Annotated in this window: 16 protein-coding genes; 12 read left to right on the forward strand and 4 right to left on the reverse strand. The window is 71.9% G+C overall.

The features are described 5' to 3' along the window. Positions 1-53 precede the first annotated feature (53 nt). The 4 genes from ACZ4V1_RS12950 to ACZ4V1_RS12965 all read right to left on the reverse strand — a co-directional run bounded on the left by ACZ4V1_RS12950 (position 54) and on the right by ACZ4V1_RS12965 (position 5,688). Positions 54-2,441, reverse strand: a complete 2,388-nt coding sequence (locus ACZ4V1_RS12950; RefSeq protein WP_468333732.1) for a transglutaminase TgpA family protein — start codon at positions 2,439-2,441, stop codon at positions 54-56. After that, entirely contained in the window at positions 2,438-3,802 is a 1,365-nt protein-coding gene (locus ACZ4V1_RS12955) for a DUF58 domain-containing protein (RefSeq protein ID WP_468333735.1), read from the reverse strand. Before ACZ4V1_RS12955 ends, ACZ4V1_RS12950 begins: the two co-directional genes overlap by 4 nt. Further along, positions 3,802-4,875 carry an AAA family ATPase gene (locus tag ACZ4V1_RS12960; protein WP_468333738.1) on the reverse strand — a complete coding sequence of 358 codons (1,074 nt, stop codon included), beginning with the start codon at positions 4,873-4,875 and terminating at the stop codon, positions 3,802-3,804. Before ACZ4V1_RS12960 ends, ACZ4V1_RS12955 begins: the two co-directional genes overlap by 1 nt. A 258-nt stretch (positions 4,876-5,133) precedes the next feature. Continuing rightward, on the reverse strand, positions 5,134-5,688 hold the full coding sequence (locus ACZ4V1_RS12965) for a beta-class carbonic anhydrase (RefSeq protein WP_468333741.1): 555 nt from the start codon (positions 5,686-5,688) through the stop codon (positions 5,134-5,136). A 422-nt stretch (positions 5,689-6,110) separates the two neighbouring features. Between ACZ4V1_RS12965 and rsmH the strand changes: the two genes are divergently transcribed. The 12 genes from rsmH to pgeF all read left to right on the forward strand — a co-directional run bounded on the left by rsmH (position 6,111) and on the right by pgeF (position 21,005). Further along, positions 6,111-7,067, forward strand: a complete 957-nt coding sequence (gene rsmH, locus ACZ4V1_RS12970) for a 16S rRNA (cytosine(1402)-N(4))-methyltransferase RsmH (RefSeq protein ID WP_468333744.1) — start codon at positions 6,111-6,113, stop codon at positions 7,065-7,067. Positions 7,068-7,127: 60 nt separating this feature from the next. Next, complete coding sequence (gene ftsL, locus ACZ4V1_RS12975) at positions 7,128-7,709, forward strand: cell division protein FtsL (protein ID WP_468333747.1); 582 nt, start codon at positions 7,128-7,130, stop codon at positions 7,707-7,709. Further along, on the forward strand, positions 7,706-9,673 hold the full coding sequence (locus ACZ4V1_RS12980; protein WP_468333750.1) for a peptidoglycan D,D-transpeptidase FtsI family protein: 1,968 nt from the start codon (positions 7,706-7,708) through the stop codon (positions 9,671-9,673). The genes ftsL and ACZ4V1_RS12980 overlap by 4 nt, the downstream gene beginning before the upstream one ends. A 227-nt stretch (positions 9,674-9,900) precedes the next feature. Further along, a complete protein-coding gene (locus tag ACZ4V1_RS12985; RefSeq protein ID WP_468334804.1) occupies positions 9,901-11,421 on the forward strand; it encodes a UDP-N-acetylmuramoyl-L-alanyl-D-glutamate--2,6-diaminopimelate ligase in 1,521 nt (506 codons plus the stop codon). A gap of 37 nt (positions 11,422-11,458) precedes the next feature. Continuing rightward, a complete protein-coding gene (locus tag ACZ4V1_RS12990; RefSeq protein ID WP_468333753.1) occupies positions 11,459-12,889 on the forward strand; it encodes a UDP-N-acetylmuramoyl-tripeptide--D-alanyl-D-alanine ligase in 1,431 nt (476 codons plus the stop codon). Further along, positions 12,889-13,980: a phospho-N-acetylmuramoyl-pentapeptide-transferase gene (mraY, locus tag ACZ4V1_RS12995; RefSeq protein ID WP_121746548.1), complete on the forward strand. Its 1,092-nt coding sequence runs from the start codon at positions 12,889-12,891 to the stop codon at positions 13,978-13,980. Before ACZ4V1_RS12990 ends, mraY begins: the two co-directional genes overlap by 1 nt. 11 nt (positions 13,981-13,991) lie before the next feature. After that, positions 13,992-15,416, forward strand: coding sequence for a UDP-N-acetylmuramoyl-L-alanine--D-glutamate ligase (gene murD / locus ACZ4V1_RS13000; RefSeq protein ID WP_468334807.1), 1,425 nt, complete (start codon positions 13,992-13,994; stop codon positions 15,414-15,416). Positions 15,417-15,492: 76 nt separating this feature from the next. Next, positions 15,493-16,863: a putative lipid II flippase FtsW gene (ftsW, locus tag ACZ4V1_RS13005; protein WP_468333756.1), complete on the forward strand. Its 1,371-nt coding sequence runs from the start codon at positions 15,493-15,495 to the stop codon at positions 16,861-16,863. 6 nt (positions 16,864-16,869) lie between these two features. Then, entirely contained in the window at positions 16,870-17,964 is a 1,095-nt protein-coding gene (gene murG, locus ACZ4V1_RS13010) for an undecaprenyldiphospho-muramoylpentapeptide beta-N-acetylglucosaminyltransferase (protein WP_468333759.1), read from the forward strand. A 25-nt stretch (positions 17,965-17,989) separates the two neighbouring features. After that, positions 17,990-18,784, forward strand: coding sequence for a cell division protein FtsQ (gene ftsQ, locus ACZ4V1_RS13015; RefSeq protein ID WP_468333762.1), 795 nt, complete (start codon positions 17,990-17,992; stop codon positions 18,782-18,784). A gap of 287 nt (positions 18,785-19,071) precedes the next feature. After that, positions 19,072-20,280: a cell division protein FtsZ gene (gene ftsZ / locus ACZ4V1_RS13020; RefSeq protein ID WP_468333765.1), complete on the forward strand. Its 1,209-nt coding sequence runs from the start codon at positions 19,072-19,074 to the stop codon at positions 20,278-20,280. Beyond that, on the forward strand, positions 20,277-21,005 hold the full coding sequence (gene pgeF / locus ACZ4V1_RS13025) for a peptidoglycan editing factor PgeF (protein WP_468333768.1): 729 nt from the start codon (positions 20,277-20,279) through the stop codon (positions 21,003-21,005). The genes ftsZ and pgeF overlap by 4 nt, the downstream gene beginning before the upstream one ends. The last annotated feature ends 5 nt before the right edge of the window (positions 21,006-21,010 follow it).

Raw genomic sequence — 21,010 nt, forward strand, 5'->3', positions numbered from 1 at the left:
TCAGTCCGCTGTCCCGTCGGCTCGATCCTGCCGCACCCGTCCGACGCGTCGGCTCAGCTCTGCTGTCCCGACGCCTTGCGCAGCGCCGGCCGGGCCGCCGCGGCTCGCTTCTTCAGGGCCGCCCACCGGGCCGACACCGTCCAGGCCACCCGTACGGTCGAACGCGGGGCGAACTGTGTGCGCAGCCGTGTGCCGCGGCTGACCGTGGCCCGCAGACCGGCGCTCGCACGGTGGACGTCCTCCGTGAGACCCGCCGCCAGACGGGGCCGTGGCGCGTAGAGCACCTGCTCCACGGCGTCCGCCACCCGGTGCACCGCCGCCGCGGCCGTCGGATCGAGCTGTCCGAGCCGGACGATCCGGGCCGCCGCCTTGCGCGGGGTCTGCGACTCCTCCGGCATGATCCCGAAGTCCCACGCCGTGTCGGTCAGCTCCTGCCAGACCGCCAGTGTGTGCGGCCCCGCGTCCGCCTCGCCGCGGCCGTGCGCCCCCAGCCGTACCGACCGGGTACGCAGCCGCCACAGCATCGGTGCCAGCGGGAGCAGCAGCACCGCGAGCCCGCCCAAGGTCCAGGCCAGCACCGCGTACCACTTCGGCCCGCTGCCGCCGGTGACCGGCACGGCCGCCGCGGTCTCGTCGGCGCAGGCATCCAGCTTCTTGTCCTGGGCCGTGCAGGTCTCGCTGGCCGAAGGTGCCGCCGACGGCTCCGTCTGCGGGTTCCGGGACGGCAGGGCGGGGTCGGGTACCGAACTGCCCGGCGTCTCCTCCACCGTGTACGAGGGGGTCGAGCCACGCGTCGGCGTCGGCTCGAAGCGGGTCCACCCCACCCCCTCGAAGTACACCTCCGGCCAGGCGTGCGCGTCCCGCAGCCCCACCGACACCGAGCCGTCCGCCTGCGGGGAGCCCGGCGCGAAGCCGACCGCCACCCTGGCCGGTATGCCCAGCGAGCGGGCCATCGCCGCCATCGCGAAGGAGAAGTGGACGCAGAAGCCCTGCTTGTCCTCGAGGAAGCGGGCGATCGCCTGCGAGCCGCTGCCGACCTTGACCTGGGTGTCGTACTCGAAGCCGCCGTTGATCGCGAAGTACTCCTGGAGCCTGACCGCCTGCTCGTAGGGGTTCGCCGCACCGGAGGTCACCTCGCGGGCGGTCCGGGAGACCACATCGGGGAGCGAGTCCGGCAACTCGGTGTACTCGCGCTTCAGCGCCGTGGACGGCTGCGGTGCGGCGGCGAGCTGGTCCGCCGTCGGCCGTACGTTCAGGCTCCGCACCTCGTAGGTGAGCCCGCGGGTGCTCTGGCCGTGGTCGCCGACCAGGGTCATGCCGACGGGTTCGTAGCGCCAGTTGCCCGCGACCCGCACGCCGCTCGGCGGGTACGGCATCGGCAGCCAGTCCTGGGCGTACCAGTCAGCGGCCGTGACGGTGGTGCGGATCTCCGCGCGTTCGACGTCGGGGCCGAGGCCGGCCGGCGTGGGGAAGGTGCCGCCCGGCACGGTGGTGATGTGCCGCTTGGACGGCTTCCAGGTGGTGCCGTCGAAGTCGTCCAGGGACACGATGCGCAGGTACAGGTCCGACAGGTCCTCCGAGTCGGTCTCGAGGGAGAGGACCTGCCGGTTCTCGTCGACGTTGAGGCTGTCGCGCAGGGAGACCAGCGGGTTCACCGCGGAGATCGTGCCGCCACCGGTGCCGGAGCCGCCGCCCGTCCTGGCACTGTCCAGCAGCCCGCCGTTCATCGCGGGCAGGGCCAGCGGCACCACCAGGGCGATGCCCAGCGCGAACGCACCGATGCGCCGCCCGGTGCGGACGGGGGCGACCGCGCCGTTCTGTTCCCCGCCAGGGAGGCGTGGCGCGCCGCCGAAGACCCGGCCCCACCGCGAGAGCCGGTCACGTCCCTCGGCCAGGAGCAGCATCAGATAGCCGGCCGCCGCGATCAGGAACCACAGCCAGTCGGTACCGCCCTCGGACAGCCCGGCGGCCACCGAGTACAGCGCGAGCAGCGGCAGCCCGGCCGGGGCGGCGCTGCGGAAGGTCACCGCGAGGGTGTCCACCAGCAGCCCGATCACCAGGACACCGCCGACCAGCATCAGCCGGATACCGCCGGACTCCAGCGGCGCCGGGATCGCGTACCGCGCGATGTCGTCGCCGCCCTGTTGCAGCAGGTCGGCGAAGCGCTGGAAGGCCTGCGGGCCGGGAATCAGACCGGCGAGCGCCTGCTGCCGGGCGAAGACCAGGGTCAGGAGCAACAGCGTGACCAGGGCCTGCGCGGCGATGGTCAGCGGCCGAGCCAGCGGCACCCGGCGCGCCGCCGCGCCCACCGCGGACTGGACCGCCAGCAGGAACGCGGCCTGCAGGATCCAGGTGGCCGGGTCGACCAGGGGCAGCAGCGCGCACGCTGCCATCAAAGTGGCCGCCCACGCGCACACCGCCAGCCGCGCCCGCCCGCTCATCGCATGCCCTCCCAGCCGCTCGCCGCCGCGAGGCCGGTGCGTTCCCGGTCCGCCAGGCGCCACAGCTCCTCCAGGGTGGTGCCCCGCGGCACGTGCACCGCGGTCCAGCCCGCCTCGCGCAGCATCCGCAGCCGCTCCTCGCTCCTGTCCAACGGACCGGGCACGTCGGCCGGTTCCCGCGTCCAGGCCTCGCTGTCCAGGACGAAGGCGACGGCACCACCGCTGCGCTGCCGTATCTTGGCGGCCACCGTGGCCTGCTCCTCGTCCAGGTCGCCGAAGAACGCCACCAGCAGCCCCTCGTTCCCGCCGCGCAGCACGTCGTACGCCCGGGACAGGCCCGTGCCGTCGGAGTGGTCGATCACCGCGAGCGTGTCCATCATCAGCCCGGCCGCGTCGGCCGTGCCCTGGCTCGCGCCCGCGAAGCCCTCGGCGCCCTCACCGGGCACCGAATCGCCCGTGTCGGTGAGCAGCCGGACGGAGAAGCCCCGCTCCAGCATGTGCACGAGCACGGACGCCGCGCCCGACACCGCCCACTCGAAGGCCGAGTCGGGGCCCGCGCCCTCGAAGGCCAGGCCCCGGGTGTCCAGAAGCACCGTGCAGCGGGCGCGCTGCGGCTGCTCCTCGCGGCGCACCATCAGCTCGCCGTAGCGCGCGGTGGAGCGCCAGTGCACGCGGCGCAGGTCGTCGCCGTAGCGGTACCCGCGCGGGATCACGTCGTCGTCGCCCGCCAGCGCGAGCGAGCGCTGCCGTCCCTCGCCGTACCCCTTCGCCTCCCCGCTCAGCCGTACCGGAGGCAGCGCCTCCACGCGCGGGATCACGGTCAGGGTGTCGTACGTCGAGAAGGACCGGGTCAGCTCGCACAGCCCGAACGGGTCGGTCAGGCGAAGCTGGAGCGGGCCCAGCGGATAGCGGCCGCGCAGATCGGAGCGGACCCGGTAGGACACCTCGCGGCGGCCCCCCGGCTCCACCCGGTCGAGTACGAAGCGGGGGCGCGGCCCGAGCACGTAGGGCACCCGGTCCTGGAGCATCAGCAGACCGGTGGGGAGCCGCGAGACGTTGTCGATGCGCAGGTGCACCCGGGCCTCGCTGCCCGCGGGCACCCGCCCGGGGGAGAGCCGGCGGCTGCCCGCCACCCGGTAGCGCGTGCGGTAGAGCACGGTCGCGCAGACCAGCGGCAGCACGCCCAGCAGCAGTCCGACGCGGAGCAGGTCGCTCTGCCCGAGGACGTAGGCGCAGACCGCGGCGGCGATGCCGGCGGCCAGGAAGGAGCGCCCGCGGGTGGTCAGACCGGCCAGGGCGGTGCGGATGCCGCCGCCCTCACCTCGGTCGTCGTCCGGCCGGTCCGTCCCCCCGGCGTCCATCACAGCCTCCGCGGCGGTTGCTGACCGTACGCCGGCGCGCCGCGGCCGGCGCCGAAGCCCGTCTGCTGCTGGGGTGCCGCGGGCACCGGTGTGCGCTGCAGGATCTCCTGGACGACCTGCTCGGCGGTGCGGCGGTTGAGCTGGGCCTGCGCGGTGGGCAGCAGGCGGTGGGCCAGGACGGCGACCGCGAGGGCCTGCACGTCATCCGGCAGCGCGTACTCCCGGCCGCTCAGGGCGGCCGACGCCTTCGCCGCACGCAGCAGATGCAGCGTGGCGCGCGGCGAGGCGCCGAGTCTGAGGTCCGGGTGGGTGCGGGTGGCGGCGACCAGGTCCACGGCGTACCGCCGGACCGGGTCGGCGACGTGGACGCCCCGGACCGCTTCGATCAGCTTCAGGATGTCGTGCGCGTGCGCCACCGGCTGCAGGTCGTCCAGCGGGTTCACCCCGCCGTGCACGTCGAGCATCTGCAACTCGGCGTCCGGACTGGGATAGCCGATGGAGACCCGCGCCATGAAGCGGTCGCGCTGGGCCTCCGGCAGCGGATAGGTGCCCTCCATCTCGACCGGGTTCTGCGTCGCCACCACCATGAAGGGGCTGGGCAGCTCGTAGGTCTGCCCGTCGATGGTGACCTGGCGTTCCTCCATCGACTCCAGCAGTGCGGACTGCGTCTTCGGCGAGGCGCGGTTGATCTCGTCGCCGATCACCACCTGCGCGAAGATCGCGCCGGGCTTGAACTCGAAGTCCCGGCGCTGCTGGTCCCAGATGGACACTCCGGTGATGTCCGAGGGCAGCAGGTCCGGCGTGAACTGGATCCGGCGCACGGAACAGTCGATGGACCGCGCCAGCGCCTTGGCCAGCATGGTCTTGCCGACTCCCGGGACGTCCTCGATCAGCAGGTGGCCCTCGGCGAGCAGCACGGTCAGGGAGAGCCGCACGACCTCGGGCTTCCCCTCGATCACACCCTCCACCGAATCGCGCACCCGCTCGACCACAGCGGTCAGATCGTCCCCCACGCTCGCATACGCTCGCGCGGCGGCGCCCCCATGGCTCGCCTGATCGTCATAGGTCGTCACCCGGCCCTCCTCGGCCTTTCCCCGCGCTTCCTGAGAAGCTGGGGTACCCCAACTTGCCGGGTCGGCCCCCGAACGCGGACCGGCCCACCCCGAATCACGGACGCCGCGCGGAAATAGTTCCGCGCGACACCACTTCCCGCATTCTTGCTGCCGTTACCGATTCGTGTCACTCGCCTGTGGACAACTGGCCGCGATATGTCGGGCCTTACGGCCTTTGTGGCGCTTGCGCGGTGCGAGTCATCGGGGCGGGCGGCCGGATCAGGCGGGGGCGACCTCGCGCAGCAGGCCCGTCTTCACGTCGAAGACGAAACCACGTACGTCCTCGGTGTGCAGCAGGAACGGCGAGGTACGCACCCGCTCGATCGACTGCCGCACGTCCTGGTCGACGTCGCGGAAGGACTCGACCGCCCACGCCGGGCGCTGGCCGACCTCCAGCTCCAGGTCGTGGCGGAACTCCTCGGTGATGGACTCCATGCCGCAGTTGGTGTGGTGGATGAGGGCCACACTGCGGGTGCCGAGCGCCCGCTGGCTGATGGTGAGCGAGCGGATCACGTCGTCGGTGACGACACCGCCCGCGTTTCGGATCGTGTGGCAGTCGCCGAGCTGCAGGCCGAGCGCGGCGTGCAGGTCGAGGCGTGCGTCCATGCAGGCCACGACGGCGACGCGCTGTACGGGACGGGCGTCCATCCCGGGGTCGGCGAACGCGGCGGCGTAGCGCTCGTTCGCCTCGACGAGCCGGTCGGTGACGGTGTGGTCGCCGACTATGGCGGATTCGGAGCCGGCGGGTACCGATGCAGAAGTCGTCATATCCATGACGTTACTGGCCGTCCCCCTCCGCGGCCCGCCGTGAAGCGGGACAAAGAACGTCATCAGTGTTTGTTGTGAGCCAATCCACAGAGGGTGGCGGACGCGCCCGTACGAGTGAAAAGCGGCACGGCAGCGGTTTGGGGACGCCGGCGTCCGCGACGCGCAGGCCGGTTGATTGACCGGGCGACACGGTGGACTAAAGTGACGCGAAGCGGGAGGCGAGGCTCTCCCTGCTGGACTGAAATCCCCGGAGACCTGGGCGACGTCCCGCCAGATCTCCCCGCGTGCGCGGCGCGTACGTACGGCTCGGCCTCCTCCCGCTCCCGGCCGGCCGACGCTTTTGGCGCCGGCAGGCCTCCCCTTCACGAGCGAGCGGGAGGGGACCCGGCAGTGCGTGACGCCGCGCCGGACCTGAGAGGCCGCCCCACTTGAGCCAGAGTCGACACGTCCCGGTGATGCTCCAGCGGTGCCTGGACCTGCTGGCGCCCGCCCTCGACGAGCCGGGCGCCGTGGCCGTCGACTGCACGCTCGGACTCGGCGGCCACAGCGAGGCGTTCCTCGAACGCTTCCCCGAGGCGCGGCTCGTCGCCCTCGACCGGGACAAGGAGGCCCTGCGCCTGTCCGGCGAGCGACTCGCTCCCTACGGCGAGCGCGCCACCCTGGTGCACGCCGTCTACGACGAGCTGCCCGACGTACTGGACCGGCTCGGCGTCCCGCGCGTCCAGGGCGTCCTCTTCGACCTCGGCGTCTCCTCGATGCAGCTCGACGAGGCGGACCGCGGCTTCGCCTACGCCCAGGACGCCCCGCTCGACATGCGCATGGACCAGACGGCCGGCATGAGCGCGGCCGAGGTCCTCAACACGTACCCGCCGGGCGAACTCGTCCGCATCCTGCGGGCGTACGGCGAGGAGAAGCAGGCCAAGCGGATCGTCTCCGCGATCGTGCGCGAGCGCGAGAAGGAGCCGTTCGGCAACAGCGCGCGCCTCGTGGAGCTGATCCGCGCCGCGCTGCCGCAGGCCGCCAAGCGCACCGGCGGCAACCCGGCCAAGCGCACCTTCCAGGCCCTGCGCATCGAGGTCAACGGCGAGCTGTCCGTCCTGGAGCAGGCGATCCCGGCCGCCGTCGAGGCCCTCGACGTGGGCGGGCGGATCGCCGTGCTGTCGTACCACTCGCTGGAGGACCGGCTGGTCAAGCAGGTCTTCGCGGCCGGCGCGGCCAACACCGCGCCCCCCGGACTCCCGGTCGTCCCGGAACGCTACGCGCCCCGGCTCAAGCTGCTCACGCGCGGTGCCGAACTTCCCACCGAGGAGGAGATCGCCGAGAACCGGCGGGCGGCACCGGCACGGCTGCGCGGAGCCCAGCGCATCAGGGAGTCCATCGGGTGAAGCGAGTGAGGCAGGCCAGGCGCGGGTGCGGACGGCCCGCCCGGGCCGAGGGGAGGGCGAGTGAGTAGGAAACCCGAACTGAAGGGGAGGGCGGCCCGGCTCGCCCATCTGCTCCCGCCGGGCGGCGCACGTGGTCAGGCGGCCCGGGCGCCGTTCGTCCTCCTCGTGGTCGTCCTCCTGGGCGGCGGCCTCATCGGCCTCCTGGTGCTGAACTCCGCCCTGAGCGAGGGCTCCTTCCAGCTGGACGACCTGAAACAGCGGACGAAGGAGCTCACGGACGAGGAGCAGGCGCTCCAGCGGGACATCGACGCCTACTCCGCCCCCCGCGCCCTCCAGCGCCGCGCCCGCGAGCTGGGCATGGTACCCGGCGGCGATCCCGCCTTCCTCGCCCCCGACGGCACCGTCAAGGGCTCGCCCAGCCCCGCGCCCACCGCCGCCTCCGCCCCGCTGGTCCTCGCCCCCGAGGCGCTGACCGCACCGCCCGGCAGCGAGCGTCCCGCCGGCACCGAGCCTTCCGCCGGCGCCGAGCCTTCCGCCGGCACAGGGCCGGCCGACCCGGCCCCCGCCCCCGGCACCGCGGCCACGCCCGCCACCCCCACCCCGGCGGCGACGACCACCCAGACCCCGACTCCCGGCAGGTGACGGAAGTGTCCGACAGGGAACCGCCGCGCCGCCGCGTGCCCGGACCCGCGAGGCCCGTCCGCCAGGGCGGACGGCGGCAGCCCGGCCCCGGCGCCCGGCCCGCCCGCCGGCCGGGCCCGTCCCGGCCCGCCGCACCCCGCGTCATCCGGCTGGGCAGCCCCCGCCCACGGCTGCGCATGATCGGCCTCGCGCTCACCCTGGTGATGTCCGCCTTCGTCGTACGGCTCCTCCAGGTGCAGGCCGTCGACGCCGGCACCTACTCCGCCAAGGCCGAGCGGAACCGCTACGTCGTCCACACGCTGCCCGCCGAGCGCGGCGGGATCACGGACCGCAACGGCGTGGCCCTCGCGACCACCGTGGACGCCTACGACATCACTGCCGACCCCACGATGTTCACCCGGGAGCAGCTGAAGGTCGGCGACGGCCCCGAGCAGGCGGCGGCGCTTCTCGCGCCGATCCTCGGCGAGGACCAGGAGGACCTGGTCGACGTGCTCCGCCCGAAGAACGAGGAACTGCGCTACGTCCGCCTCGCCCGCCGGCAGACCCCACAGGTCTGGAACCAGATCAAGGACCTGAAGACCGCGCTCACCAAGAAGGCGGAGACGGACAAGTCCGTGGTCAACGTCCTCGCGGGCGTCTTCGCCGACCCCAGCAGCAAGCGCGTGTACCCGGGCGGCGACCTCGCCGCCGGCATTCTCGGCTGGGTCGGCGCGGACGGCAAGGGCGGCGGCGGTCTGGAACGGAAGCTGAACGAGAAGCTGGCCGGCAAGGACGGCAAGATCCGCTACGCGCAGTCCGGCGGCCGCCAGGTACCCACCGCCGGTTCCACCGAGACCCCGGCCGTGCCCGGCAGCGACGTCGAACTCACCATCGACCGCGACATCCAGTGGGCCGCCCAGCACGCCATCAGCGAGCAGGTGGAGAAGTCGAAGGCGGACGGCGGCTACGTCATCGTCCAGGACACGGCCACCGGCGAGATCCTCGCCATGGCCAACTCGCCCGGCTTCGACCCGGGGGACCTCTCCCACGCGGACCCGGACGCGCTGGGCAACGCCGCCCTCCAGGACGCCTTCGAACCCGGCTCCACCGCAAAGGTGATGTCGATGGCGGCCGTGCTGGAGGAGAACGCCGCCACGCCGATGACCCACCTCACCATCCCGAACCGGCTCAAGCGCGGCGACCGGCTGTTCAAGGACGACGTCGACCACCCCACCTGGTACCTCACGCTCAACGGCGTGCTCGCCAAGTCCAGCAACATCGGCACCATCATGGCCACCGGCGAGCTCGGCAAGACGCAGGAGGAGGCCAACAAGGTGCTCTACTCCTACCTGCGCAAGTTCGGCCTCGGCGGCTACAGCGGCCTCGGCTTCCCCGGCGAGACCAAGGGCATCCTCGCGCCGCCCGACCAGTGGTCGACCTCGCAGCAGTACACGATTCCTTTCGGCCAGGGCGTCTCCGTGAACGCGCTCCAGGCGGCCTCCGTGTACTCGACCATCGCCAACGGCGGCGTCCGCGTCGAACCCACGCTCGTGCGCGGCACCAAGGAGGACGACGGGCGCTTCACCCCGGCTCCCGAGCCCAAGAAGACTCGCGTGATCAGCGAGAAGACGGCGCAGACCCTTTCGCGGATGCTGGAGTCCGTCGTCGACGACGAGGAGGGCACCGGCACCAAGGCCCGCATCCCCGGCTACCGGGTGGCGGGCAAGACGGGCACGGCCAACCGGGTGGATCCGGCCACCGGCAAGTACAAGGGGTACACCTCGTCGTTCGCCGGTTTCGCCCCCGCCGACAAGCCGCGCGTCACCGTCTACTGCGCCATCCAGAACGCCACCGCGGGCAGCTACTTCGGCGGCCAGATCTGCGGCCCCATCCACAAGCAGGTCATGGAGTTCGCCCTGAAGACCCTCCAGGTCCCGCCGACCGGGGCCGAACCCGCGAACCTCCCGGTCACCTTCAAACCCTGACCGGCACGAGCACACCCCGACCAGCAGCGAGCCAGTACCGAGCCAGCGCCGATTCAGTACCGAGCCACCAGGAACCACCCGTGACAACGATCACCCCCGATCCCGGGAACCGGAGCACCCCCCAGGTCTCCCCCCGCACCTCACTTCGCCCGGAAGCGGGTTCGCCCGGTACGCTCACCGCCGTGCCACACGCTGATCAGTCCCAAACCACCCAGAAGGGCCACCCCGTGACCTACCCGGGACCGCCCCGGCCGGCGCAGCTCTCCGCCACACCCCTCGCGGAACTCGCCGACCAGCTGGGTGTCACCGCGCCGGACAGCACCGCAGGGGTCACGGGCATCACCCATGACTCGCGTGCCGTCCGCCCAGGTGACCTGTACGCCGCTCTCCCCGGAGCCCGCGCCCACGGCGCCGACTTCGTCACCCAGGCCGCCGGCCTCGGCGCCGCCGCCGTGCTGACCGACCCGGCCGGTGCGGAGCGCGTCGCCGCCGCCGGTCTGCCGGCGCTCGTCGTCGACGACCCGCGCGCGCGGATGGGCGAGCTGGCGGCCACGATCTACGGCCACCCCGGCCGCGACCTCCTCCAGATCGGCATCACCGGCACCTCCGGCAAGACCACCACGGCCTACCTCGTCGAAGGCGGTCTGCGCACGGCGAAGTCCACCGGGCTGATCGGCACGGTCGAGATGCGCATCGGCGACGAGCGCATCAAGTCCGAGCGCACCACCCCCGAGGCGACCGACCTCCAGGCCCTGTTCGGCGTGATGCGCGAGCGCGGCACCGACGCGGTCGCCATGGAGGTCTCCAGCCACGCTCTGGTGCTCGGCCGGGTCGACGCCTGCGTCTTCGACATCGCGGTCTTCACCAACCTCAGCCCGGAGCACATGGAGTTCCACTCCGGCATGGAGGACTACTTCCAGGCCAAGGCGCAGCTCTTCACGCCGAAACGCAGCAGACTCGGCGTGGTCAACGTCGACGACGAGTACGGGCGCCGCCTCGCGAACGAGGCCACCGTCCCGGTCGTCACCTACTCCGCCGAGGGCCACCCCGACGCCGACTGGCGCGCCGACGAGGTCGAGGTCGGCCCGCTGGACTCGACGTTCACCGTGCTCGGGCCCGAGGGCGAGCGGATCGCCGCCAAGTCGCCGCTGGCCGGCCCGTTCAACGTGGCGAACACCCTCGCCGCGATTGTCTCCCTCGCCGCCGCCGGCCTGGACCCGCAGACGGCCGCCGACGGCGTCGCCGCGGTGCCGGGCGTGCCGGGCCGCCTGGAGCGCGTGGACGAGGGCCAGCCCTACTTCGCGGTGGTCGACTACGCCCACAAGACCGACGCGGTCGAATCCGTCCTCAGGGCGCTCCGCAAGGTCACCGAGGGCAAGCTGCACGCCGTGCTCGGCTGCGGCGGCGACCGGGACACCACCAAGCGGGAGCCGATGGGCGCCGCCGTGGCCCGGTTCGCCGACACCGCCGTACTGACGTCCGACAACCCCCGCTCCGAGGACCCCCTCGCGATCCTCGCCACCATGCTCATGGGCGCGGCGTCCGTGCCCGCGCACGAGCGCGGCGAGGTCCAGGTCTTCGAGGACCGGGCCGCAGCCATCGCCGCCGCCGTCGCCCGGGCCGAGCCCGGCGACACCGTGCTGGTGGCGGGCAAGGGCCACGAGCAGGGCCAGGACATCGCCGGGGTGGTCCGTCCCTTCGACGACCGCCAGGTGCTTCGCGAAGCCATCCAGAAGACCCAGGGATGAGATCCCGAATGATCCAGCTGATCCAGGGGACGAACTTGTGATCACCCTCTCTCTCGCCGAGATCGCAGAAGTCGTCGGCGGGCGGATGCACGACATACCGGACGCGTCCGCGCAGGTCACCGGGCCGGTCGTCCGGGACTCGCGGGAAGCGGGGCCCGGCAGCCTCTTCGTCGCCTTCACGGGCGAGCGGGCGGACGGGCACGACTTCGCACCGGCGGTCGTCGAGGCGGGTGCGGTGGCCGTGCTCGGCTCCCGCCCCGTCGGCGTGCCCGCGATCGTCGTGGACGACGTCCAGGCCGCCCTCGGCGCTCTCGCCCGGCACGTCGTACGGCGCCTCGGCACCACCCTCGTGGCCCTCACCGGGTCCGCCGGCAAGACCAGCACCAAGGACCTCATCGCCCAGGTGCTGCGGCGCAAGGCGCCCACGGTCTTCACGCCCGGTTCCATGAACAACGAGGTCGGGCTCCCGCTCACCGCGCTCACCGCCACCGAGGAGACGAAGTTCCTCGTGCTGGAGATGGGCGCCCGCGGCATCGGCCACATCCGCTACCTCTGCGAGCTGACCCCGCCGAGGGTCGGTCTCGTCCTCAACGTCGGTTCCGCCCACATCGGCGAGTTCGGCGGCCGGGAGCAGATCGCCCAGGCCAAGGGCGAACTGGTCGAGGCGCTGCCGCCGGCCGAGGAGGGCGGCACCGCGATCCTCAACGCGGACGATGCCCTCGTGCGGGCCATGTCCTCCCGAACGAAGGCGAAGGTGATCCTTTTCGGAGAGTCCGGCGAAGCGGACGTCTGTGCCGAGAACGTGCGACTCACGGACAGCGGACAGCCCTCCTTCAGGCTTCGCACACCCTCCGGTGCAAGCGATGTGACCATGCGCCTGTACGGTGAGCACCACGTGTCGAACGCGCTCGCCGCGGCCGCCGTCGCCCACGAGTTGGGCATGTCCGCAGACGAGATCGCCACCGCGCTCTCCGAGGCGGGCTCCCTCTCCCGCTGGCGGATGGAGGTCACCGAGCGCCCGGACGGCGTGACGGTCGTCAACGACGCCTACAACGCGAACCCCGAGTCCATGCGAGCCGCCCTGCGCGCGCTCGTGGCCATGGGCAAAGCCGCACAGGCTAAAGGGGGCCGCACGTGGGCGGTGCTCGGTCAGATGGCCGAGCTCGGGGACGAGGCGCTCGCCGAGCACGACGCGGTCGGGCGGCTCGCCGTCCGGCTCAACGTCAGCAAGCTCGTCGCGGTCGGGGGCAGGGAAGCCCGCTGGCTGCAACTGGGCGCATATAACGAGGGTTCGTGGGGTGAGGAGTCGGTGCACGTGTCCGACGCACAGGCGGCGGTCGACCTGTTGCGCAGCGAGCTGCGCCCGGGGGACGTCGTGCTCGTGAAGGCGTCCCGTTCGGTGGGGCTGGAGAGCGTCGCCACGGCGCTGCTCGAGACCGGCGCCGAGGGTGAGGTTGCCGCCCGATGATGAAGCAGATCCTGTTCGCGGGAGTCATTGGCCTCTTCCTGACGCTGGTCGGCACCCCGCTGCTGATCAAGCTCCTGGCCCGCAAGGGCTACGGCCAGTACATCCGCGACGACGGCCCGCGCGAGCACGCCAGCAAGCGCGGTACGCCGACCATGGGCGGAATCGCCTTCATCTTCGCGACGGTCGCCGCCTACTTCCTGGCCAAGGTGATCACCAGCTACCTGGACCCGGAGGCGGACGCGGGGCCGACCTTCTCGGGCCTGCTGGTGCTCGGCCTGATGGTGGGCATGGGCCTGGTCGGCTTCCTCGACGACTACATCAAGATCGTCAAACGGCGTTCGCTGGGCCTGCGGGCCAAGGCGAAGATGGCCGGCCAGCTGATCGTCGGCATCGGCTTCGCCGTGCTCTCACTCCAGTTCGCGGACAACCGGGGCAACACCCCGGCGTCCACGAAGCTGTCGTTCATCACCGACTTCGGCTGGTCGATCGGCCCGGTGCTGTTCGTCATCTGGGCGCTGTTCATGATCCTCGCGATGTCGAACGGCGTGAACCTGACCGACGGTCTGGACGGTCTGGCCACCGGCGCCTCCGTCCTGGTCTTCGGCGCCTACACCTTCATCGGCGTCTGGCAGTTCCAGGAGTCCTGCGCCAACGCGCTGACCCTGACCAACCCGGGCGCCTGCTACGAGGTGCGAGACCCCCTCGACCTCGCGGTGGTCGCCTCCGCCCTGATGGGCGCCTGCCTCGGCTTCCTGTGGTGGAACACCTCGCCGGCCAAGATCTTCATGGGCGACACCGGTTCGCTCGCGCTCGGCGGTGTGCTCGCGGGTCTGGCGATCTGCTCGCGCACCGAACTGCTGATGGCCATCCTCGGCGGCCTGTTCGTCCTGATCACCATGTCGGTGGTCATCCAGGTCGGCTCCTTCCGCCTCACCGGAAAGCGGGTCTTCCGGATGGCGCCACTCCAGCACCACTTCGAACTCAAAGGCTGGTCCGAGGTCCTTGTCGTGGTCCGTTTCTGGATCATCCAGGGCATCTGTGTGATCGTCGGACTGGGCCTCTTCTACGCGGGATGGGCAGCGGACAAGTGACCTCCTCCTCGGTGCCCTTCGCATTCCAGGGCAAGCACGTCACCGTCGCCGGACTCGGTGTCTCCGGCGTTCCGGCCGCCAAGGTCCTGCACGGCCTCGGCGCGCGTGTGACCGTCGTCAACGACGGCGACGACGAGCGCGCGCGGGCGCAGGCGGCCGAGCTGGAGCCGCTCGGCGTCACCGTGCGCCTCGGCGACGGGGCGACCCTGCCCGAGGGAACCGAGCTGATCGTCACCGCGCCGGGCTGGAAGCCGGACAAGCCGCTGTTCACGGCGGCGCGCGAGGCAGGCGTCCCCGTCTGGGGCGACGTCGAACTGGCCTGGCGCCTGCGCGGCCTCGACGGGAGAAAAGCAGCCCCCTGGCTGGCGGTCACCGGCACCAACGGCAAGACCACCACCGTCCAGATGCTGGCGTCGATTCTGAAGGCGGCCGGCCTGCGCACCGCCGCCGTCGGCAACATCGGCGTCTCCCTGCTGGACGCGGTCACCGGCGAGACCGAGTACGACGTCCTGGCCGTGGAGCTGTCCAGCTACCAGCTCCACTGGGCGCCGTCCCTGCGCGCCCACTCGGCCGCCGTCCTCAACCTCGCCCCCGACCACCTCGACTGGCACGGCTCCATGGAGGCGTACGCCGCCGACAAGGGCCGCGTCTACGAGGGCAACCGCGTCGCCTGCGTCTACAACGCCGACGCCACCGACAAGCCGTCCACCGAGGACCTGGTCCGCGAGGCCGACGTCGAGGAGGGCTGCCGGGCCATCGGCTTCACCCTCGGCACTCCGGCGCCGGGTCAACTCGGCGTCGTGGAGGGCATCCTGGTCGACCGCGCCTTCGTCGAGGACCGGCAGAAGAACGCCCAGGAACTCGCCGAGGTCTCCGACGTCAACCCGCCGGCCCCGCACAACATCGCCAACGCCCTTGCCGCCGCCGCCCTCGCCCGTGCCTTCGGCGTCCCCGCCGCGGCCGTACGGGACGGGCTGCGCGCCTTCACCCCCGACGCCCACCGCATCGCGCACGTCGCCGACGTCGACGGGGTGGCGTACGTGGACGACTCCAAGGCCACCAACACCCACGCCACCGAGGCCTCCTTGGCGGCGTACGAGTCGATCGTCTGGATCGCCGGCGGGCTGGCCAAGGGCGCGACCTTCGACGAGCTGGTCACGGGAGCGGCGAAGCGCCTGCGCGGTGCCGTCCTCATCGGCGCGGACCGCGCCCTGATCCGCGAAGCCCTGGCGCGACACGCCCCCGAAGTACCCGTGGTCGACCTCGACCGGACCGACACTGGTGCGATGCTCCAGGCCGTCCAGGAGGCCCGGCGGCTCGCCCGGCCCGGCGACACGGTGCTGCTGGCCCCGGCCTGTGCCTCCATGGACATGTTCACCAACTACAACAAGCGCGGCGACGCGTTCGCGCAGGCCGTTCGCGAACTCGGCGCCTGACCCGGCCGCCTCCTGCGCCGGGCGACCTCGGGAGGACGCGTGGGACGGTCCATGCCGACGTACAGCGGAGGCGACGATGCCCGGTAGTCCCCAGAGCCGTACCGGACGTCCGCCCGTGCAGCGGGCCGCCAAACGACCCCCCGCGCCGAGGCCGCCGCACGAGAACCCCGTGCTCCGCCTGTACCTGCGCCTGCGCCGCGCCTGGGACCGGCCGCTGACCGCGTACTACCTGATCTTCGGCGGCAGCGCCCTGATCACCGTGCTCGGCCTGGTGATGGTCTACTCGGCCTCCCAGATCACCGCGCTCCAGCTCTCGCTGCCCGGGTCGTACTTCTTCCGCAAGCAGGCCCTGGCCGCCCTGATCGGCGCCGGCCTCCTGGTCGCCGCCATGAAGATGCCGGTGAAGCTGCACCGGGCGCTGGCCTACCCGATCCTCGCCGGTGCCGTCTTCCTGATGATCCTGGTGCAGGTGCCGGGGATAGGGGTGGCGGTCAACGGCAACCAGAACTGGATCGCACTGGGCGGTTCCTTCCAGATCCAGCCCAGCGAGTTCGGCAAGCTGGCCCTGGTGCTGTGGGGCGCGGACCTGCTCGCCCGCAAGCAGGACAAGAAGCTGCTGACCCAGTGGAAGCACATGCTGGTGCCCCTGGTGCCGGCCGCCTTCATGCTGCTCGGGCTGATCATGCTCGGCGGTGACATGGGTACGGCGATCATCCTGACGGCGATCCTGTTCGGCCTGCTGTGGCTGGCGGGCGCGCCCACGCGGCTGTTCGCCGGGGTGCTGTCGATCGCCGTGCTGCTCGGCTTCATCCTCATCAAGACCAGCCCCAACCGCATGGCCCGGCTGAACTGCATCGGCGCCACCGACCCGGGCCCCGGCGACGCCTGCTGGCAGGCCGTGCACGGCATCTACGCCCTCGCCTCGGGCGGACTGTTCGGTTCCGGGCTCGGCGCCAGTGTGGAGAAATGGGGCCAACTCCCCGAAGCACACACCGACTTCATCTTCGCCGTCACCGGTGAGGAACTGGGCCTGGCGGGGACGCTGTCGGTGCTCGCCCTCTTCGCGGCTCTAGGCTATGCGGGTATCCGCGTGGCCGGACGCACGGAGGACCCCTTCGTGAGGTATGCCGCGGGAGGCGTGACCACCTGGATCACGGCCCAGGCCGTGATCAACATCGGTGCGGTCCTCGGACTGCTGCCGATCGCCGGTGTCCCCCTCCCGCTGTTCTCCTACGGGGGTTCCGCCCTGTTGCCGACCATGTTCGCCATCGGACTGCTCATCGCCTTCGCCCGCGACGAGCCCGGTGCGCGGGCGGCGCTCGCGCTGCGGCAACCTCGCTTTGGTAGAAAGCGGGGAACCGGGGGCACCGGGTCCAAGCGGAGCCCACGGAGTTGGAACACGATGCGACGGCGCGCCTCGGCGGCGCGCTCGTCCGGAGAGCGGTGAATTTCGGTGCATGTCGTACTCGCCGGCGGAGGAACCGCGGGCCACATCGAGCCCGCGCTCGCCCTCGCGGACGCCCTGCGCAGGCAGGATCCGACCGTGGGGATCACGGCCCTGGGCACGGAACGCGGCCTCGAGACCCGCCTCGTACCCGAGCGCGGGTACGAACTGGCGCTGATCCCGGCCGTTCCGCTGCCGCGCAAGCCCACCCCCGAGCTGATCACCGTGCCGGGGCGGCTGCGCGGCACCATCAAGGCGGCCGAGCAGATCCTGGAGCGCACCAAGGCGGACGCCGTGGCCGGCTTCGGCGGCTACGTCGCCCTGCCCGCCTACCTCGCGGCCAAGCGGCTCGGCGTGCCGATCGTCGTCCACGAGGCCAACGCCCGCCCCGGCCTGGCCAACAAGATCGGCTCGCGGTACGCCGCGCAGGTCGCCGTCTCCACCCCCGACAGCAAGCTGCGCAACTCCCGTTACATCGGCATCCCGCTGCGCCGCTCCATCGCCACGCTGGACCGGGCCGCCGCCCGCCCCGAGGCCCGCGCGATGTTCGGGCTCGACCCCAACCTGCCCACGCTGCTGGTCACCGGCGGCTCGCAGGGCGCCCGCCGCCTCAACGAGGTGGTCCAGCAGGTCGCGCCCTGGCTCCAGCAGGCCGGCATCCAGATCCTGCACGCGGTCGGACCCAAGAACGAACTGCCGCAGGTCCACCAGATGCCGGGGATGCCCCCGTACATCCCGGTAAGTTACCTGGACCGGATGGACCTCGCGTACGCGGCGGCCGACATGATGCTCTGCCGCGCGGGCGCGATGACCGTCGCCGAACTCTCCGCCGTCGGGCTCCCGGCCGCGTACGTCCCGCTGCCGATCGGCAACGGCGAACAGCGGCTCAACGCCCAACCGGTGGTCAAGGCCGGCGGCGGACTGCTGGTCGACGACGCGGAACTGACGCCCGAGTGGCTGCAGCACAACGTCCTCCCCGTACTCGCCGACCCGCACAAGCTGTACGAGATGTCCCGCGCCGCCGCCGAGTTCGGCCGCCGGGACGCCGACGACCTGCTCGTCGGCATGGTGTACGAGGCGATCGCCGCCCGTGCGCACCGCTAGTCAGGCATGACGGGAGGCAGGGAGCGTGGCCGGACCGACCACCGCCGAGCGCGGTGAACGCCAGCAGGAGTCGTCCGGCCCGCCCCGTGCGCGGCGGTTCGGCCCGCCCCGCCTTCGTACGATCATCATTCTTGCCGTCGCCCTCGTGCTCGTCGCGGGTGGGACCGCCTGGGTGCTGTACGGCTCGAACTGGACGCGCGTGGAAGGTGTGTCGGTCTCGGGAACGCGTGTCCTGACGCCCGCGCAGGTGCGCGAGGCCGCCGACGTGCCCGTCGGGGACCCGCTGGTCTCCGTGGACACCGATGCGGTCGAGGCGCGGCTGCGCCGGAAATTGCCCCGGATCGACGAGGTCGGTGTGGAGCGTTCCTGGCCGCGGGGAATCGAGCTGAAAGTGACAGAGCGCACTCCGGTTCTGATTGTGCAAAAGGGCCGAAAGTTCGTGGAAGTGGACGATGAAGGCGTCCGTTTCGCCACGGTTTCCCGGGCCCCCAAAGGCGTTCCCGCGCTCGAAATGGAGCCGGCCCGATCCGGATCCGCGGCGGCGAGTCTGCGCCGCTTCGACGAGGACCGCCTCGTGCGGGAGGCGGTCCGGGTGGCCGGCCGTCTCCCGGACGCGGTCGCCCGCGACACACGGACCGTCAAGGTCCGTTCCTACGACGACATCTCGCTGGAGTTGAGCGGTGACCGGACCGTCGCGTGGGGGAGCGGTGAGCAGGGTGTGCGGAAAGCGCGTGCGCTCACCGCGCTGATGAAAGCGGCGCCCGACGCGCGGCACTTCGACGTAAGTGTCCCTACGGCCCCCGCGTCATCGCGGAGTTGACGGGTATATGTGCAGGCCAGCACCCTGGTTGGGCAGCGCTACGGCTGATCACATAGGGTGAAAAGAAAAACGGGAGGTTCGGCGTGTTCGTTGAACGTGCGCCACTTGTCGACTTAGTGTCCTGTTCAGAAGACTTCAAGGAACAGACACACTGGTAACCCTAAACTTGAGCGTTAGGGTTCGGGTCGGCGCTACGGACCGTCCCATTCGGCATCAGTCGCCGGGTCGCGGGGCAGCAGAGCTCCGGCGATTCGACGACACGTAACTCGAGGCGAGAGGCCTTCGACGTGGCAGCACCGCAGAACTACCTCGCAGTCATCAAAGTCATCGGTGTCGGCGGCGGTGGTGTCAATGCCATCAACCGGATGATCGAGGTCGGTCTCAAGGGCGTCGAGTTCATCGCCATCAACACCGACGCGCAAGCTCTGTTGATGAGCGACGCCGACGTCAAGCTCGACGTCGGCCGCGAACTCACCCGCGGACTCGGCGCCGGAGCCAACCCGGCCGTCGGCCGCAAGGCCGCCGAGGACCACCGCGAGGAGATCGAGGAGGTCCTCAAGGGGGCCGACATGGTCTTCGTGACAGCCGGAGAAGGCGGCGGCACCGGCACCGGCGGCGCGCCCGTCGTGGCCAACATCGCCCGCTCGCTGGGCGCCCTCACCATCGGCGTGGTCACCCGCCCGTTCACCTTCGAGGGGCGGCGCCGCGCCAACCAGGCCGAGGACGGTATCGCCGAGCTCCGCGAAGAGGTCGACACCCTCATCGTCATCCCCAACGACCGGCTGCTGTCCATCTCGGACCGCCAGGTCAGCGTGCTCGACGCGTTCAAGTCCGCCGACCAGGTGCTGCTGTCCGGTGTGCAGGGCATCACCGACCTCATCACCACGCCGGGCCTGATCAACCTGGACTTCGCCGACGTGAAGTCGGTCATGTCCGAGGCCGGTTCGGCCCTCATGGGCATCGGTTCGGCCCGCGGCGACGACCGCGCGGTGGCCGCGGCCGAGATGGCGATCTCCTCGCCGCTGCTCGAGGCGTCCATCGACGGCGCCCGAGGCGTGCTGCTCTCCATCTCCGGCGGCTCCGACCTCGGCCTGTTCGAGATCAACGAGGCCGCCCAGCTGGTCAGCGAGGCCGCCCATCCCGAGGCCAACATCATCTTCGGCGCGGTCATCGACGACGCCCTGGGCGACGAGGTCCGCGTCACCGTGATCGCGGCCGGCTTCGACGGGGGCCAGCCGCCGTCCAAGCAGCGGGACAACGTCCTCGGCGCCTCCTCCTCGGGCAAGCGAGAGGAGCCCACCCCGGCACGGCAGACCGAGAGCCGTCCGTCCTTCGGCTCGCTCGGCAGCGTCAAGCCGAAGGAGGACCCGGAGCCGGCCCCCGCGCCGGAGCCGGTGAGCGACCTGCCGCCGGTCTCCCCGCCGCCGGTCCCGCCGTCGCGGACCTACTCGGACAGCGCGGCCGAGGAACTGGACGTGCCGGACTTCCTGAAGTGATAGGACAGCGCGACACCGTGAACGGCGCGCACTTCGGCTTCACCGACCGGTGGGGCGGAGTGAGCGCCGTTCCGTACGAGGAGCTCAATCTCGGCGGCGCGGTCGGCGACGACCCCGGCGCCGTGACGGCCAACCGGGAGCTGGCGGCCAAGTCGCTGGGCGTCGACCCGGCCCGGGTGGTCTGGATGAACCAGGTGCACGGGGCCGACGTCGCCGTGGTCGACGGACCCTGGGGGGACCGCCCGGTCCCGCGGGTCGATGCGGTCGTCACCGCCGAACGCGGCCTCGCCCTCGCCGTCCTCACCGCCGACTGCGTGCCCGTCCTGCTCGCCGACCCCGTCGCCGGAGTCGCCGCCGCGGCCCACGCGGGCCGGCCCGGCCTGGTCGCCGGGGTCGTCCCCGCCGCCGTACGCGCCATGGCCGAGCTCGGCGCGGACCCCGCCCGGATCGTCGCCCGCACCGGACCCGCCGTGTGCGGCCGGTGCTATGAGATGCCCGAGGAGATGCGCGCCGAGGTGGCCGCCGTCGAACCGGCGGCGTACGCCGTGACGAGCTGGGGCACACCGGCGGTCGACGTGGGCGCCGGCGTACACGCGCAGCTCGAACGCCTCGGGGTGTGCGAGCGGGCGCAGTCGCCGGTGTGTACCCGGGAGTCGAAGGACCACTTCTCGTACCGACGGGACCGCACCACCGGGCGGCTCGCGGGCTATGTCTGGCTGGACTGATGGGG

The sequence above is a fragment of the Streptomyces sp. NPDC028991 genome (assembly GCF_055564775.1).